Here is a 14170-nt window from a genome sequence, read left to right as displayed (position 1 = left end):
GCCTGCCATGGCAGCGACTGCCGAATCCGTTGAAACGCCATTTGCCCGCATCGGCGGCCACGCCACGCTGCGCGCGATCACCGAGCGGTTCTATGACCTCATGGAAAGCGACCCGACCTATGCCGCGCTGCGGGCGATGCATGCGCCTGATCTGGCACCGATGCGCGCATCCCTGCCCAGCTTCCTGGCAGGCTGGTGCGGTGGCCCGCGTGACTGGTGGAACGATAATCCCGGCAAGTGCATGATGTCGATGCACAAGCCGTTTCCGATCGACGCCACAACCGCCGGTCAGTGGGCCCAGGCGATGCGCCGCGCGATTGCCGAAGTGGCGCCGGCCGATGCCGAAGTGGCGCAGGCCATGGGCGATGTGCTGGAGCGCATGGCGCTGGGTATGGCGCGCGCATAAATTGGGCCACACGAAGCCACGAAGGCACGAAGAGAGCGGGTCTGTCCTTCTTCGTGCCTTCGTGGCTTCGTGTGAAAACAAAAAGGGCTACCGCGCGTCAGTCGCCCGCGACGCTCATGCCGTCGATGCGCAGGGTGGGCACGTCGATTCCGCGTTCGATCTTGAGATCGCTGGCCGGGATCATCGCGGCAAACATGGCCAACAGGTTGCCGGCTACGGTAAACTCCGCAATCGGGCCGACGATTTCGCCGTTGACGATGCGAAAGCCGGCAGCGCCGCGACTGTAATCGCCGGTCACGCCGTTGACGCCGCTGCCGATCAGTTCGGTGACATAGACGCCATCGGCAATATCGGCGATCAGTTGCGCGCGGGTGAGCGTGCCCGGCTCGATCACCACGTTGCCGGCGGTGACATGCGGCGCGCCCGATCCCCCGCGTGAGGCATGGCCGGTGGGCATGGCGCCCAGCTGGCGCGCGGCGGCACTGTCCATCAGCCAGCCGGTCAGGCGCCCGGCATCGACCAGCTTGCGCGGGGCGGTGGGCAGCCCTTCGCCATCGAACGGGCGCGAGCGCAGGCCACGGCGGCGCAGCGGATCGTCCGTGATGGTCACGCTGCTGTCAAAGATCTGGGCGCCGTCGTGGTCGAGCAGGAAGCTGGAACGGCGGGCGATCGACGAACCCGAGATGGCGCCGAGCAGATGGCCCACCAGCGAGCCACCCACCCGCGGATCGAACACCACCGGCATTGCGCCGCTTTTCACCCGGCCAGGGTTGAGCCGCGCCACGGCGCGTTCGCCCGCCTCGCGCCCGATCTGGCCGGGCGGGGGCAGGTCTGCGGCAAAGCGGGTGCTGGCCCAGGCATAGTCGCGCTGCAACGCGCCGCCTTCGCCGGCGATCACGCTGGCCGAAACCGAATGGCTGCTGGCGGCATAGGCACCGGCAAAGCCGTGGCTGGTGGCCAGTGCCACCACGCCGCGCCCGGTGCTGGCGCTGCCGCCCTCGCTGTTGGTCACGCCTTGGACGGCGCGCGCGGCGTCCTCGGCTTCCTCGGCCAGGCGGCGCAGCTCTTGCGGGGCGGGTTCGGCCGGATCGTCGAGGTCGAGATCGGGGAAGGGGCCGCGCGCGAGAAGATGTTCGTCGGCCAGGCCGGCCAAGCGATCGGCCGGTGCGGCGCGCGCCATGGCCACGGCGCGGCTGGCCAGTTCATCGAGCGCGGCATCGGCAAGGTCGGTCGATCCGATCGAGGCCGATGCGCCGCCGACGAACACGCGCAGGCCGATATGCTCGGATTCGGAGCGTTCCACGTCTTCCAGCGCGCCCAGGCGCACGCTCACGCTTTCCGCGCCGCTGGCGAGATAGACCGCATCGCCCGCCTCTGCGCCGGCGCGCCGGGCGCGTTCGATCAGGGCGTGGCAGCGTTCCTGGGCCTGGGTGGGGGTCAACATCGGGGGCGCACTCCAAACCTGAAACACCGGGGCCAGCCACACCGGGCTGGCGTGCGCTGCTCCTAGCCGCTGGGACGCGCAGCGGCAATCAGGGGGGCAATCAGGCGGCCATCAGTGGGCGAACAGCGCGATCAGCCCTTCGATCAGCACGGTCACCAGCAGCGGCAGCCCGATCGATACCGCCCACACCGTCAGCCGCGCGCGGTTGAGCGCGGTGGCGAGGGCCGGCGGATCATCGGCCAGGCGGGCGGCGGTGGCGTCCCAGCGCTTTTCCATGCGGCGATAGAGCGGGATGATCGCACCGACCAGCACGACCAGCGCGATCATCGGCAGCAGCGTGTTGTCGGCCTCTTCCAAAGCGCGCATCGTCAGGAAGATCTGCAGCGCGGTATAGACCATCAGGCCATAGGCAACCGCATTGCTGACCCGCTTGTGCGCGCTTTCCAGCCGGGCGGCGCGATCGGCCAAGCTCGGCTCCATGGCCATGAATGGCCTGTTCGCTGTCATGATCACCTCTCCCCCGGCATAACGCCACCAGCATAACACCATGGCCGTGCGCGCGGTGCAAGCGTGTCCACGCGGCCGTGCCATGCACCAATCGCGCCAATCCTGCCGCGTTGGGGTTTGCCGTGGCGCCGGTACGGGCTATGAGCAGGGAATGACTGGCTCTTCCTCCGCGCTCGCGTCTGAACCCGCCACCGGTGCCGCCGTGCCGATTCCCCAAGGGGGATTGGAAGTGGTGTCCATCGCCAAGTCTTACGACAAGCGGGCAGTGCTGACCGATATCTCGCTGTCGGTGGGCAAGGGGGAAGTGCTGGGCCTGCTTGGCCCCAACGGCGCGGGCAAGACCACCTGCTTCTATTCGATCATGGGCCTGGTGCGGCCGGATTCGGGCCGCATCCTGCTCGATGGCGTGGATATCACCAAGCTGCCGATGTATCGCCGCTCCGTGCTGGGGCTGGGCTATCTGCCGCAGGAAACCTCGATCTTTCGCGGCATGACGGTGGAACAGAACATCGCCACGGTGCTGGAACTGGTGGAGCCCGACAAGGCCACGCGCGCGGCCGAACTGGATCGGCTGCTTGACGAGTTTGGCCTTACGCGGCTGCGCGCCAGCCCGGCCATGGCGCTTTCGGGTGGGGAGCGGCGGCGCTGCGAAATCGCCCGCGCCCTGGCCGCGCGCCCGTCGATCGTCCTGCTCGACGAGCCGTTCGCCGGGATCGATCCGCTGTCGATCAGCGACATCCGCGATCTGGTCAAGGATCTCAAGAAGCGCGGCATCGGCGTGCTGATTACCGACCACAACGTGCGCGAAACGCTCGATATCGTCGATCGCGCCTGCATCATCTATGGCGGCCAGGTGCTGTTTGCCGGCAGCCCCGAGGCGCTGGTGGCTGATCCCAACGTGCGGCGGCTCTATCTGGGCGAGGGCTTTACGTTGTGAAGCCGCACGGCTTTCGCATTCTGTTTACCATGGGCGGCTGATACCCGCCGCCATGGCTCTTGGTCCACGCCTCGATATCCGCCAGTCGCAATCGCTGGTGATGACGCCGCAGCTGCAGCAGGCGATCAAGCTGCTGGCGCTGTCCAACCTTGAGGTGGAAACCTTTATCGGCGAGGCGCTGGACGCCAATCCCCTGCTGGAAATGGGCGATGCCGCGCCAGCAGCGGGCGGCGAGGAAGCACCGGGCGAAGACCTGCGGCGCACCCATCTCGAATCGAGCCCGGTGGACCAGCTGGTGGGCGAGGGTCGCGCTGCGGAGGACCGCCCGCTCGATATCGATTCGTCTGCGCTCGATCTTGATCGCGATACCGGCGATGGCGCCATGGCGCTGGCCGATCTGGCCAGCAGCGGGTTGCGCGAAGGGACGATCGGCGCCGACAGCGGCGGCAGTGGCAGCGGCGAAGGGCCGGATATCGACGAGCGCGGCGCGAGTGCTGCCTCGCTGGCCGAGCATCTCCATGGCCAGATCGGCGCCACGACATCGGATGCCCAGCTGCTGTTCGTGGGGCGCTGGCTGATCGATCAGCTGGACGAGACCGGCTACTTGCGCATGACTCTGCCCGAGGTGGCCGAGGCGCTGGGCCTGCCGCTGAGCCGGGTGGAAGCGGCACTGGCGCTGGTGCAGACGCTCGATCCGACCGGGGTGGGCGCGCGCACGCTGGGCGAATGCCTGGCGCTTCAGGCGCGCGAGGCCGATCGCTATGATCCCCTAATGGCGCGGCTGCTCGACAATCTCGATCTGCTGGGCCGGGGCGAACTGGCCCGGCTGCGCCGCCTGTGCGGCGTGGACGAGGAAGACTTTGCCGACATGCTGGCCGAATTGCGCGGTTATGATCCCAAGCCAGGCCTGCGCATCGGCAGTGGCCCGGCCGAGGCGATCAGCCCGGATATCCTGGTGCAGCCAGCGCGGGGCGAGGGCGATCCGGCCGACGATGCCGGAGCGGAGGTGCCCGGCTGGGCGATCAGCCTGAACCCTGCCACGCTGCCGCGCGTGCTGGTCAACCGCAGCTATTACGTGGAAATGCGCCGGTCTTGCGTGGACAAGACGGCCCGCGCCTGGCTGGGTGAGCGGCTGGCCGATGCCAACTGGCTGGTCAAGGCGCTGGACCAACGGCAGAAAACCATTCTCAAGGTAGCGGCCGAGATCGTGAAGCAGCAGGAAGGCTTCTTTCGCCACGGCGTGTCGCACCTGCGCCCGATGACGCTGCGCACCGTGGCCGAAGCGGTCAAGATGCACGAGAGCACGATCAGCCGCGTGACCTCGAACAAGTATCTGCACTGCCTGCGCGGCACGTTCGAACTGAAGTATTTCTTCACCTCGGGTGTGGCCGGCACCGATGGCGAGGGGGTTTCGGCCGAGGCGGTGAAAGCGGCGATCCGGCAGTTGATCGATGGCGAGGATCCCAAGGCGATCCTGTCGGACGATGCGCTGGTCGATCTGCTCAAAGCGCGCGGCTTTGACCTGGCGCGGCGCACGGTGGCCAAGTACCGCGAGGCGATCGGCCTGGGTAGCTCGGTCCAGCGGCGCCGGCAAAAGGCGCTGGCCGGGGTGCGTTGACCGCACCGGGCGGCGCGGGATAATGCGGCGCCGCACGGGTGCCGGGCCAAATCGGGCCGCCCTGGTGCGGCATGAGGGAAGATGTGATGAACGAAGCCGACCACAGTTCTGCCGCTGGCGGGCCTAAGCCCCCGGTATGGCGCGGTGTGGCGGTGGGCGTGCTGACGGTGGCGGCGATCATCGGCGGCGGCATCGGCATCTATCGCCTGGAGCGTCCGGCCGAACTGGCCGAGGCCGCCGGCCAGCCCGAGCGGCCGGAAGTGACCCCGGTGGTGCTAGACAGTGCAGTGCCCGCGCCGCTGCCCGATGCCAGTGCGCCTGCGGCCGACGCCTCGAACGCGGCGCCCGATGCCGAGCCGAGCCCGGAACCTTCGCCCGTGGTCGATGATACGATCACGCGGATGGAACAGCGCCTGAAGGACGAGCCCGAAGACGTGCAGGGCTGGCGCATGCTGGGCTGGGCCTATTTCCAGAACGCCCGCTACAAGGACGCGGCGCGTGCGCTGCGCAAGGCCACGGCGCTCGATCCTGATCATGCCGAAAGCTTTTCGTTCCTGGGCGAGGCGCTGGTCATGGCCTCGCGCCGCGAAGGGCAGATGCCGCGCGGGGCGCGAATCGCCTTTGACAAGGCCTTGGCGATCGATCCCAAGAATGCCCGCGCGCGCTATTTCAAGGCGCTGTCGCTCGATCTGGCCGGCCAGCACCGCCGTGCCCTGCGCGCATGGTTTGCGCAGCTGAGCGAAACGGCGCCCGACGCGCCCTATGCCAGCGATATCCGCAGCGTGATCCGCAGCGTGGGCAAGCGCCACCACATCGAGGTGGAAAAGCGGCTGGCGATTGCCGATGCCCAGGCCCGCCTGCCCAAGGTGGACAAGGACAAGACCAAGGAAAAGGGCAAGGCCAAGGATGCCGAGCGCCGCAAAGGCGCGCTGCCGGGGCCGGCCCATGCCGAGCTGAAAACCGCGTCGGGCGCGCAGACCGGCGGCGTGGACAGCGGCACGCGTGCGGCGATGGAGCGCGGCATGGTCGACGGGCTGGAAGCGCGGCTGGCGCGCAACCCCGGCAACGTGGATGGCTGGATCCTGTTGATTCGCAGCCGTGTGCAGCAGGACCGGCGCGATGACGCGGCCAAGGCGCTGGCCAAGGGGCTGGCGGCGTTCAAGACCCAGCCAGCCAATGCGCAAAAGCTGCGGGATGCCGCCGCGCGCCTGGGCATTGCCGCCGATTGAGCGCTTTCGCGCCGCGATCCTTGCCTGCCATTGCTGTTCTTCCCGATGGCGCATGGAAAAGCACGTTAACCGTGTGGGCTTACGATTGGTCTTCGCAAGCCTTGCCGTTGTCGCTTTGGGGGAAGCGGCGCGGTAAGGATTTGCGGGAATGCGACGAGGGCGGGGTTTGCAGCGATGATTGCTGGCAAATGGCTGCCGACACCGGACCTGTGCTTACGTTAAATTAACCTTTCATGTTCATAGGTCATATGGTTAATGATGGGCATGCGCCTCAGTAGGGGGCTGTGCCGGGGAATGGCAAGAAGGGGCTGATCCATGCGCGTGCTGCTGATCGAGGACGAGCCGGCAACGGCCAAGGCTATCGAATTGATGCTGACGGCCGAAGGGTTCAACGTCTATTCCACCGACCTGGGGGAAGAAGGCCTCGATCTCGGCAAGCTGTATGATTACGATATCATCCTGCTCGACCTGAACCTGCCCGACATGCACGGGTATGACGTGCTGAAAAAGCTGCGCGTCGCCAAGGTGCAGACGCCGGTGCTGATCCTTTCAGGCATTTCCGAAATGGATTCCAAGGTCCGCTCGTTCGGCTTCGGTGCCGATGACTATGTGACCAAGCCGTTCCATCGCGAAGAGCTGATCGCCCGCATCCACGCCGTGGTGCGCCGGTCCAAGGGCCATTCACAATCGGTCATCCGCACCGGCAAGCTTTCGGTCAATCTCGACGCCAAGACCGTGGAAGTGGACGCCGCGCGCGTGCATCTGACCGGCAAGGAATACGCGATGCTGGAACTGCTTTCGCTGCGCAAGGGCACCACGCTGACCAAGGAAATGTTCCTCAACCATCTCTATGGCGGGATGGACGAGCCGGAACTCAAGATCATCGACGTGTTCATCTGCAAGCTGCGCAAGAAGCTGGCCCATGCCTGCGGCGGCGAGAACTACATCGAAACCGTGTGGGGCCGCGGCTATGTGCTGCGCGATCCCGACGACATGACGGCCATCGAAGCGGCCTGATCCTCTTTTCCTGCGCACAATCCCGAAGCGGCCCGTTCCCACGACGGGCCGTTTTCGTTTGGTGTTTCACGTGTAACATTGGGTGTGCGGGCGAGCGTCGAGCGGATGAATTTACGGCCGTGCTGCCGGGCGGATGTGTCGTGTTTTGGTGGGAAGCGGACGTTAGCGATTTCAAGCTATGGCCTGTGGAATGAATGAAGCTGCTTCTTCTTCGTTTGCGTGGTCTCCGGGAGTGGGACCAGATCGAACAGCGCTTGATCGCATGGCCCAAGCCTTCCCAAAGCCTACAAAACCGATGGGTGAGGCATGGTTCATGGCACCCGAGCGGGAGATGTATCCGCAGTTGTTTGGCGACATAACTAAGCTGCAGGATGACGCGGTTACGAAGCCGCTTGAGGAGATTGCGTCTGGTTTGAGCAGTTTCGGCCTGCTCGCTGAGTGGGTCGAATGGTATCACTACCTCCTTCCACAACTTATTGTGCGTCGATGGAAAACGACCTTCTACCAGCCAGCTGAGACCCTGTTCACAGCCTTCATGATCCAGCATCCCTTTGTTGGGGGCACACCACCCTATCCAGACTTCTATGTCGACGCGCTCCACACCCTCGGCCGGTATGTCATGTCGCCGATCTTCTGGCCGGCAGGGAAGCTTGATGCGGTCAACTGCCTTTCCAAATGGACCGGTCCGAATGGGGTAGCGGGTTGGTCTTGGGCCGGCAGCTTGTTGTCTGCCTCACTGTTTTTCTCTGCAAGGTATCTGCCGGCGAGCGATGTAGAGAGCTGGTTTCAGTCTGCTGTAAGTATCTCCGACCGGTTATGGCAGCTTCAGATCATGACGTGGTTGAACGGAGCCTATCCAATCCTGACTGGTGAAATCGATCAACCTAGCGATTTCCCTGAGTTTGGCCCGTTGGGCGGCGGATGGGATTGGTCGCACGCCATAAATGGCGGTTCCGCAGGCGTCCCCTTCCTTCCACCAGAAAACTGCAAGGCTATCGTGGAGGTGGCGCGCGACCTGAAGGTTGAAGCACTGATCGAGGAGATCTGGACCGATCCGACGATGAGCGGCATTGCAGCCGAAGCAGCGGGAATACCGGCATACTTTCTAGAACTCTATCGGACCTAAAGCGTCTTTTGACATGGTCCGCAGGTGGTGAATGCCCACGATGCCCACTGGCATTTCAGGTTCAGCTATCAAATCCACTGGGGCAGGCACCTCCACGAACTGTCATACTATCTCTATGCGAAGATCAGCCGGGATCTTTCTGCGGAGTGGTAATGTCCACAAGTGGGCGCTTTCGGACATGCACACTATATCGCAATATTTGAGTTTGACCCAATCTGATTCGCGCAGAGGCGCGGAGGTTCCATTTTCTCTGCGCCTCCGCGCCTCTGCGCGAAATACTATTCTTCTTCTTGAATTCTGAAAATCTGCGATCAGTCCGCGGTCAAACCCCTAGCGGAACTTCTCCAGCAGCAGATACCAGCGCATGCCCAGCATCAGCAGCGGGTTGCCCAGCCAGTCGCCCAGCGGCACGCGCACCGGCTTGAGCGCGGCGAAAATGTCGAAGCGTTCCAGGGTGCCGGCGATGGCCTCGGCCATGACTTCGGCCACGACGTGGCTGGTGGCGACGCCGTGGCCGGAATAGCCTTGGGCATACCACACGTTATTGGCCAGCTTGCCCAGTTGCGGCGCGCGGTTGATGACGATGCCCATGGCGCAGGACCAGGCATGCTCGATCTTCACGCCCTTCAGCCGTGGAAACGTTGCCTCGATCGCCGGGCGCAATTCATCGGCGAACGAACGCGATTCGCGGCCGGAATAGTTGGCGCCGCCGCCAAACAGCAGGCGCCCATCGGCGGTGAGGCGATAGTAATCGAGCACGAAGCGGCAATCATAGACCGCCAGGTCGTGTGGATTGATCGCGCGCGCCGCATCGCCCAGCGGTTCGGTGGTGACGATCCCGCCCACCGCCGGAAAGATCAGCCCGCCCAGGCGCTTGCGTTCCAGCTTGTGATAGACATCGCCAGCGATCATCACCTGCGCGGCGCTGATGCTGCCCTGGGCGGTGACCACGCGGGGGCGCGGCCCGTGGACGATGTCGACAACCGGCGAGCCCTCGAACAGGCGCACGCCGAGCTGTGCAGCGGCCTTGGCCTCTCCCAGGCACAGCTTGAGCGGATGCAGGTGCATGTTGCGGCTGTTGAGCAGGCCGCCGCAATAGAGCGGGCTTTCGAGGTGGTCTCGCATGCCGGCCGCATCGAGCAGCACGACATCATCGCCCATGCCGCGCGCGCAGGCCTGGGCAAAGGTTTCTTCCAACTCGGCCATGTGCGAGTGCTTCATCGCGGCGTGGATGTGCCCGTTCTTGAGGTCACACGCGATGCCATAGCGGGCAACGCGCGCGGCGATCACGTCTTGCCCGTGCCAGCGCAGCCACCAGAGAAAATCGTCAAGTTCTGCGCCCAGGCGGCGTTTCCACTGCTTGCGCAGTTCGCCTTCGCCCGAAAGGCTGCCGGTTACCTGGCCGCCGTTGCGCCCGCTTTGGCCCCAGCCGATGCGGTTGGCTTCGACCAGGATCACCGACAGCCCGCGTTCGGCCAGTTCCAAGGCGGTGTTGACGCCGGTAAAGCCGCCACCGATCACCACGACATCGGCACTGTGATCACCTTGCAGCACCGGCCAGGCAGTATCGTCGCCCAGGCTGGCGGAATAGTAAGTGTGGGGGCGATCGATCAGCGGTGCGGTGGCCATGGCCGATCATTGCCAAGATCGATCACAGATCAAGCGAAACCGTGCGGTATGTGCGCCGGGCATTGACCGCAACGCGCGCCCCTGCCATCGGCTGCGCCCCATGACGGCACACAAATCCGGCGATCCGACCACGCTCAACCGCCTCTACGGCCGCGCCAAGGGCAAGCCCCTGCGCCAGGGCCAGCAGGCCCTGGTCGATACCCTGCTGCCCCGCATCGCGGTGCCGGCGCAAGGCCCGGTCACGGCCCAGGCGCTGTTCGGGCACGATTGCCCGCTGCATTTCGAGATCGGCTTTGGCGGCGGCGAGCACATGGCCTATCGCGCCGACCTGCTGCCCGACCACGGCTTTATCGGCGCCGAGCCGTTCCTGAACGGTGTGGCGCAGGCGCTGACCCATGTGGATGGCGACAATGGCGCCCATCCGCCGCTGGGCAATGTGCGCATCCACCACGGCGATGCGCTGGAAGTGCTGGAACGCGTGCCCGATGGCACGCTGTCGTTCCTCTATCTGCTGCATCCCGATCCCTGGCCCAAGGCGCGCCACGCCAAGCGGCGCATGATGAACGATGGCCCGGTCGATCTGTTCGCGCGCAAGCTCAAGCCGGGCGGCGAATTCCGCTTTGGCACCGACCATCCGATCTATCTGCGCCACGCGCTGATGGTGATGCGCCGCCACACCGACCAGTTCCGCTGGCAGGCGCAAACCGCGCAGGATTTCCAGCAGCGCCCCAGCGGCTGGCCCGAAACCCGCTATGCCGCCAAGGCCCGCGCCCAAGGCCATGAAATCTGGTATTTCCGGTACACCCGCAGCTGAGCCAGGGCGCTGCGGGCTTTGGTGCAGTTTGCCATAACCGGTGGGCGGGGCCCGTGCGCATGGGCTGATTAATGGCGCGCTAACTATCGAGGCGTAGCGTTTGCCCTATCGGCGGGACAGGGTGCGAACGGCACGGACCGCCGCATCGGAGCGCGCCATGTCTCACCACCAGACTGCCACCCAGCTGCTGAACGAACTGCGCGAATTTGCCAGTTTTCCGGCCGCGACCCAGCGCTATATCCGGCGCAGCCTGGATATCGGGCTGGGCCGGCGCGATGCTTTCCAGATCTGGGCGCGCACGGCGGCCGAGACCGCGGCGATCCGCACGCAATACGTGGTCTACCAGGATCTCAAGCCGCTGCGCACGATGCTGCCCGAAGGCCCGGCGGCCGAGGGCATCGAGCGGTTCATGGGGGCGCTGATCCGCCTGAGCGCGTTCGATCTGGGCCAGGACCGGCTCGACGGGTTTTCCGCCTATCGCTTTCTCTATGAGCGCCTGCTCGGCGCAGAGGTGCGGCCCTGGCTGCCGGCGGCGTTTTGCGGGGCGGCGGCGCTGCCGCAGATTCGCCCGCTGCGGCGCAAGGACCTGCTGCAATCGATCAGCGAGGCAGCGGCGACGGCGCCAGGCTGGTCCACCCGCGCCCCGACGTTCTATCCCGATTTCGTGCCGCTGGAAGAAGCGGCCTGAGCCACGGCCCGCGCGCGCTGCGCACTGGTGGCGGCGGTACCGGCCGAGGCCAGCACGATCAGGCCGATCGCCAACCATTGATCGGGGGTGAGCCGTTCGCCCAGCAAGGCCCAGCCGGTGAGCGCGGCAACCGCCGGCGCGGCGCTGAGCAGCATGCCAAAGACACCTGCGGGCAAGCGGCGCATTGCCTCGATCTCAAGCCCGTAAGGCAGCGCGCTGGACAAGATGGCGATGGCCAGGCCCATGGCCAGGGCATGGGGCATGAGCAGCGCCGGGCTGCCGCTCAGCAGCGCCAATATCGGCACGACGACCACGGCGGCCATGGCCATGCCCCAGGCCACCGCATCGGTGCCCAGTGCCGCCGCCACGTGCCGCCCGGTGACGATATAGCTGGCCCAGCACACCGCCGCGCCACCCGCCAACAGCAGCCCGCGCGGGTCCAGCGTCTGGCCAGGATGCCAGGGCAGCAACAGCGACAGGCCAGCTACCGCGCAGGCCAGCCACAGGAAGTCATGCGGGCGGCGCGAGGCAGCCAGCACGATGGCGAGCGGCCCCATGACCTCTACCCCCACGGCAATGCCGATCGGGATGTGCGAAAACGCCTGGTAGATCAGGACGTTCATGATCCCCAGGATCGCGCCATAGGCGGCCAGGCCCGGCCACAACGCGCGCGACACCGGGCGCCGCCACGGCCGCCGCCAGGCCAGCAGCACCAAGGCCGCCAGCGCCACGCGCAGCAGCGTGGCGCCACCCGCGCCGACCAGGGGAAACAGCTGCTTGGCAAAACCGGCGCCAAGGTTGCCCGAAACCTGCGCGGCCAGCGTGGCACAGGCACCGGCCAGCGTGGCACGGGAAGTGGTGCGAGACATCGGCTTCCCTTAGCGCCTGCGCGCCGGTCTGCCAGTCTTATCCTTTGTACAGCGCGTCCATCCGCGCGCCATAGCGTTCGCGAATCTTGTGGCGGCGGATCTTGAGCGAGGGGGTGAGTTCCTCGTTGGCGATGGCAAAGGGTTCGTCGGCCAGCGTGAACTGGCGCACCTTTTCGATCACCGACAGGTCGCGGTTCACCCGGTCCACCGCCTCGCGCATTGCGCTGCGGAAGGCGGGCAGATCGGCCAGCCGCGCCAGATCGTGGGGGGCATCGTTTTCCACCGACCACTGCATCGCCCATTCGGCATCGGGCACGATCAGGCCAACCACGTAGGGGCGCTTATCGCCCGATACCATGGCCTGGGCGATTTCGGGCTGCAGAGTGAGCATGCCCTCGATCTTTTGCGGAGAAACATTGTCGCCCTTGTCGTTGACGATCATGTCTTTCTTGCGATCGGTGATCTTGATGCGGCCCTGGGCATCGATGTGGCCGATATCGCCGGTGTGCAGCCAGCCATCCTGGATGGCGCGCGCGGTTTCGGCATCGTTGTGCCAATAGCCGTGCATCACCAGTTCGCCGCGCACCAGGATTTCACCATCGGGCGCGATGGCCACTTCCACGCCAGCGAGCGGCGGGCCGACGGTATCCATGCGAATGCCGGCGGCCGGGCGGTTGCAGGCGATCACCGGACCAGCCTCGGTCTGGCCATAGCCTTGCAGCATGGTCAGCCCCATGGCCTCGAAGAACAGCCCGACTTCAGGGTTGAGCGGCGCGCCGCCCGATACCAGCGCCTTGATCCGCCCGCCAAAGCGCGCCCGCACCTTGGGGCGCAAGGTGCGTTCGATCAGCAGGTTGAGCGGCCGATCGATCAGCCGCAGATGCCCGGTCTCTTCCTGGTGGGCAGCGATCGCCAGGGCGCGGTCCATCAGCCATGTCGCCACACGCCCCTGCTTTTCGATCTGCTTGATGATCCGGGCACGCAGCACTTCGAACAGGCGCGGCACCACCACCATGATCGTGGGGCGCACTTCCTCGATGTTGCTTGCGAGCTTTTCCAGGCTTTCGGCATAGGCAATGCGCGCGCCCACGCCGATCGGCAGCCATTGCCCGCCGGTGTGTTCATAGGCGTGGCTCAGGGGCAGGAACGAGAGGAACTGGTCATCGCCCAGGTGGAAATCCTCGGCCAGGACTTGGGCTGCGCCGGCCACGTTGGCGAGGATCGCACCATGGTGCTGGCGCACCCCGCGCGGGGCGCCGCCGGTTCCGCTGGTGTAGATGATGCAGGCCAGATCCTCGCGCCGGATCGCGGCAATCCGCTGGCTCACGGCCGCGCGGGCGGCGGCGGCATCGCCCTGCAGCAGGGTTTCCCAATCATGGAAATGCAGCGTGCCGGCCTGCTGCTGGCGCAGCGGTTCGATGCCGATCACATGCTCGGCGCAAGGCGCGTTGAGCGCGGCGGCAAGCAGCGGCTGGGCCAGCTTGGCATTCGATACGATGATCGCGCGCGCCCCGGAATTTTCCAGGATATGGAGGTGATCGCGCGCGGTATTGGTGGTGTAGGTGGGCACGGTGACCAGCCCGGCGGCCATGATCGCGATATCGGCAATGCACCATTCGGGGCGGTTTTCCGACACCAGCATGACCCGGTCACCGGGATTGAGGCCGAGGGCGCGCAGGGCCTGCGCCAGAAGGCAGACCTGATCGGCCACGCTGCGCCACGATTGCGCCACCCAGGTGCCCTGGCGTTTGGCCGAAAGGAACGGCGCATCGCCATGCTGCGCCGCGCGGGCCAGAAACAGGCTGACCAGGTTCGGCATTTCAGCCAGCTGTGCCACTTGCACGGCAGCTTGGTTTTCACCCACGGACACGCACACTCTCCCTGCT

The 14170-nt window shown here is 65.8% G+C and carries 13 protein-coding genes; 8 read left to right on the top strand and 5 right to left on the bottom strand.

Translation table 11 applies throughout. The annotated features are described in order from the left end of the window. The first annotated feature begins 7 nt into the window (after window positions 1-7). Window positions 8-406 carry a group II truncated hemoglobin gene (locus IP65_RS10130; protein ID WP_054131638.1) on the top strand — a complete coding sequence of 133 codons (399 nt, stop codon included), beginning with the start codon at window positions 8-10 and terminating at the stop codon, window positions 404-406. 97 nt (window positions 407-503) lie between these two features. On the opposite strand, the gene IP65_RS10125 is transcribed toward IP65_RS10130, so the two are convergent. Then, on the bottom strand, window positions 504-1850 hold the full coding sequence (locus IP65_RS10125; protein WP_054131637.1) for a TldD/PmbA family protein: 1347 nt from the start codon (window positions 1848-1850) through the stop codon (window positions 504-506). Between the two features lie 111 nt (window positions 1851-1961). After that, window positions 1962-2357 (bottom strand): hypothetical protein, encoded by a 396-nt coding sequence (locus IP65_RS10120; RefSeq protein ID WP_148291681.1) that lies wholly within the window; start codon window positions 2355-2357, stop codon window positions 1962-1964. A 151-nt stretch (window positions 2358-2508) separates the two neighbouring features. On the opposite strand from IP65_RS10120, the gene lptB reads away from it, so the two are divergent. The 5 genes from lptB to IP65_RS10095 all read left to right on the top strand — a co-directional run bounded on the left by lptB (window position 2509) and on the right by IP65_RS10095 (window position 8284). Next, the gene (gene lptB, locus IP65_RS10115) at window positions 2509-3294 is read left to right on the top strand and encodes an LPS export ABC transporter ATP-binding protein (protein WP_022675897.1); all 786 of its coding nucleotides are present in this window, start codon (window positions 2509-2511) and stop codon (window positions 3292-3294) included. Between the two features lie 52 nt (window positions 3295-3346). Further along, the gene (gene rpoN, locus IP65_RS10110) at window positions 3347-4912 is read left to right on the top strand and encodes an RNA polymerase factor sigma-54 (protein ID WP_054131635.1); all 1566 of its coding nucleotides are present in this window, start codon (window positions 3347-3349) and stop codon (window positions 4910-4912) included. 86 nt (window positions 4913-4998) lie between these two features. Further along, window positions 4999-6141: a tetratricopeptide repeat protein gene (locus tag IP65_RS10105; RefSeq protein ID WP_054131634.1), complete on the top strand. Its 1143-nt coding sequence runs from the start codon at window positions 4999-5001 to the stop codon at window positions 6139-6141. A gap of 315 nt (window positions 6142-6456) precedes the next feature. Then, window positions 6457-7158 (top strand): response regulator transcription factor CtrA, encoded by a 702-nt coding sequence (ctrA, locus tag IP65_RS10100; RefSeq protein WP_022675302.1) that lies wholly within the window; start codon window positions 6457-6459, stop codon window positions 7156-7158. 190 nt (window positions 7159-7348) lie between these two features. Beyond that, complete coding sequence (locus IP65_RS10095) at window positions 7349-8284, top strand: hypothetical protein (RefSeq protein ID WP_168352052.1); 936 nt, start codon at window positions 7349-7351, stop codon at window positions 8282-8284. A gap of 330 nt (window positions 8285-8614) precedes the next feature. On the opposite strand, the gene IP65_RS10090 is transcribed toward IP65_RS10095, so the two are convergent. After that, a complete protein-coding gene (locus IP65_RS10090; RefSeq protein WP_054131632.1) occupies window positions 8615-9913 on the bottom strand; it encodes an FAD-binding oxidoreductase in 1299 nt (432 codons plus the stop codon). 100 nt (window positions 9914-10013) lie between these two features. Between IP65_RS10090 and IP65_RS10085 the strand changes: the two genes are divergently transcribed. Further along, a complete protein-coding gene (locus IP65_RS10085) occupies window positions 10014-10727 on the top strand; it encodes a tRNA (guanosine(46)-N(7))-methyltransferase TrmB (protein WP_054131631.1) in 714 nt (237 codons plus the stop codon). 157 nt (window positions 10728-10884) lie between these two features. Next, the gene (locus IP65_RS10080) at window positions 10885-11415 is read left to right on the top strand and encodes a hypothetical protein (protein WP_054131630.1); all 531 of its coding nucleotides are present in this window, start codon (window positions 10885-10887) and stop codon (window positions 11413-11415) included. Here IP65_RS10080 and IP65_RS10075 read toward each other — a convergent pair. Then, entirely contained in the window at window positions 11379-12284 is a 906-nt protein-coding gene (locus IP65_RS10075) for a DMT family transporter (protein WP_054131629.1), read from the bottom strand. The two genes, IP65_RS10080 and IP65_RS10075, sit on opposite strands and share 37 nt — an antisense overlap. A gap of 37 nt (window positions 12285-12321) precedes the next feature. Beyond that, the gene (locus IP65_RS10070) at window positions 12322-14103 is read right to left on the bottom strand and encodes a long-chain fatty acid--CoA ligase (RefSeq protein ID WP_156306553.1); all 1782 of its coding nucleotides are present in this window, start codon (window positions 14101-14103) and stop codon (window positions 12322-12324) included. Window positions 14104-14170: the final 67 nt, after the last annotated feature.

The sequence above is a fragment of the Novosphingobium sp. AAP1 genome (assembly GCF_001295765.1).
Lineage (GTDB): Bacteria > Pseudomonadota > Alphaproteobacteria > Sphingomonadales > Sphingomonadaceae > Novosphingobium > Novosphingobium capsulatum.
Note: the sequence above shows the minus strand (reverse complement) of the source record. Positions and strands in the feature narration are given on the sequence as shown.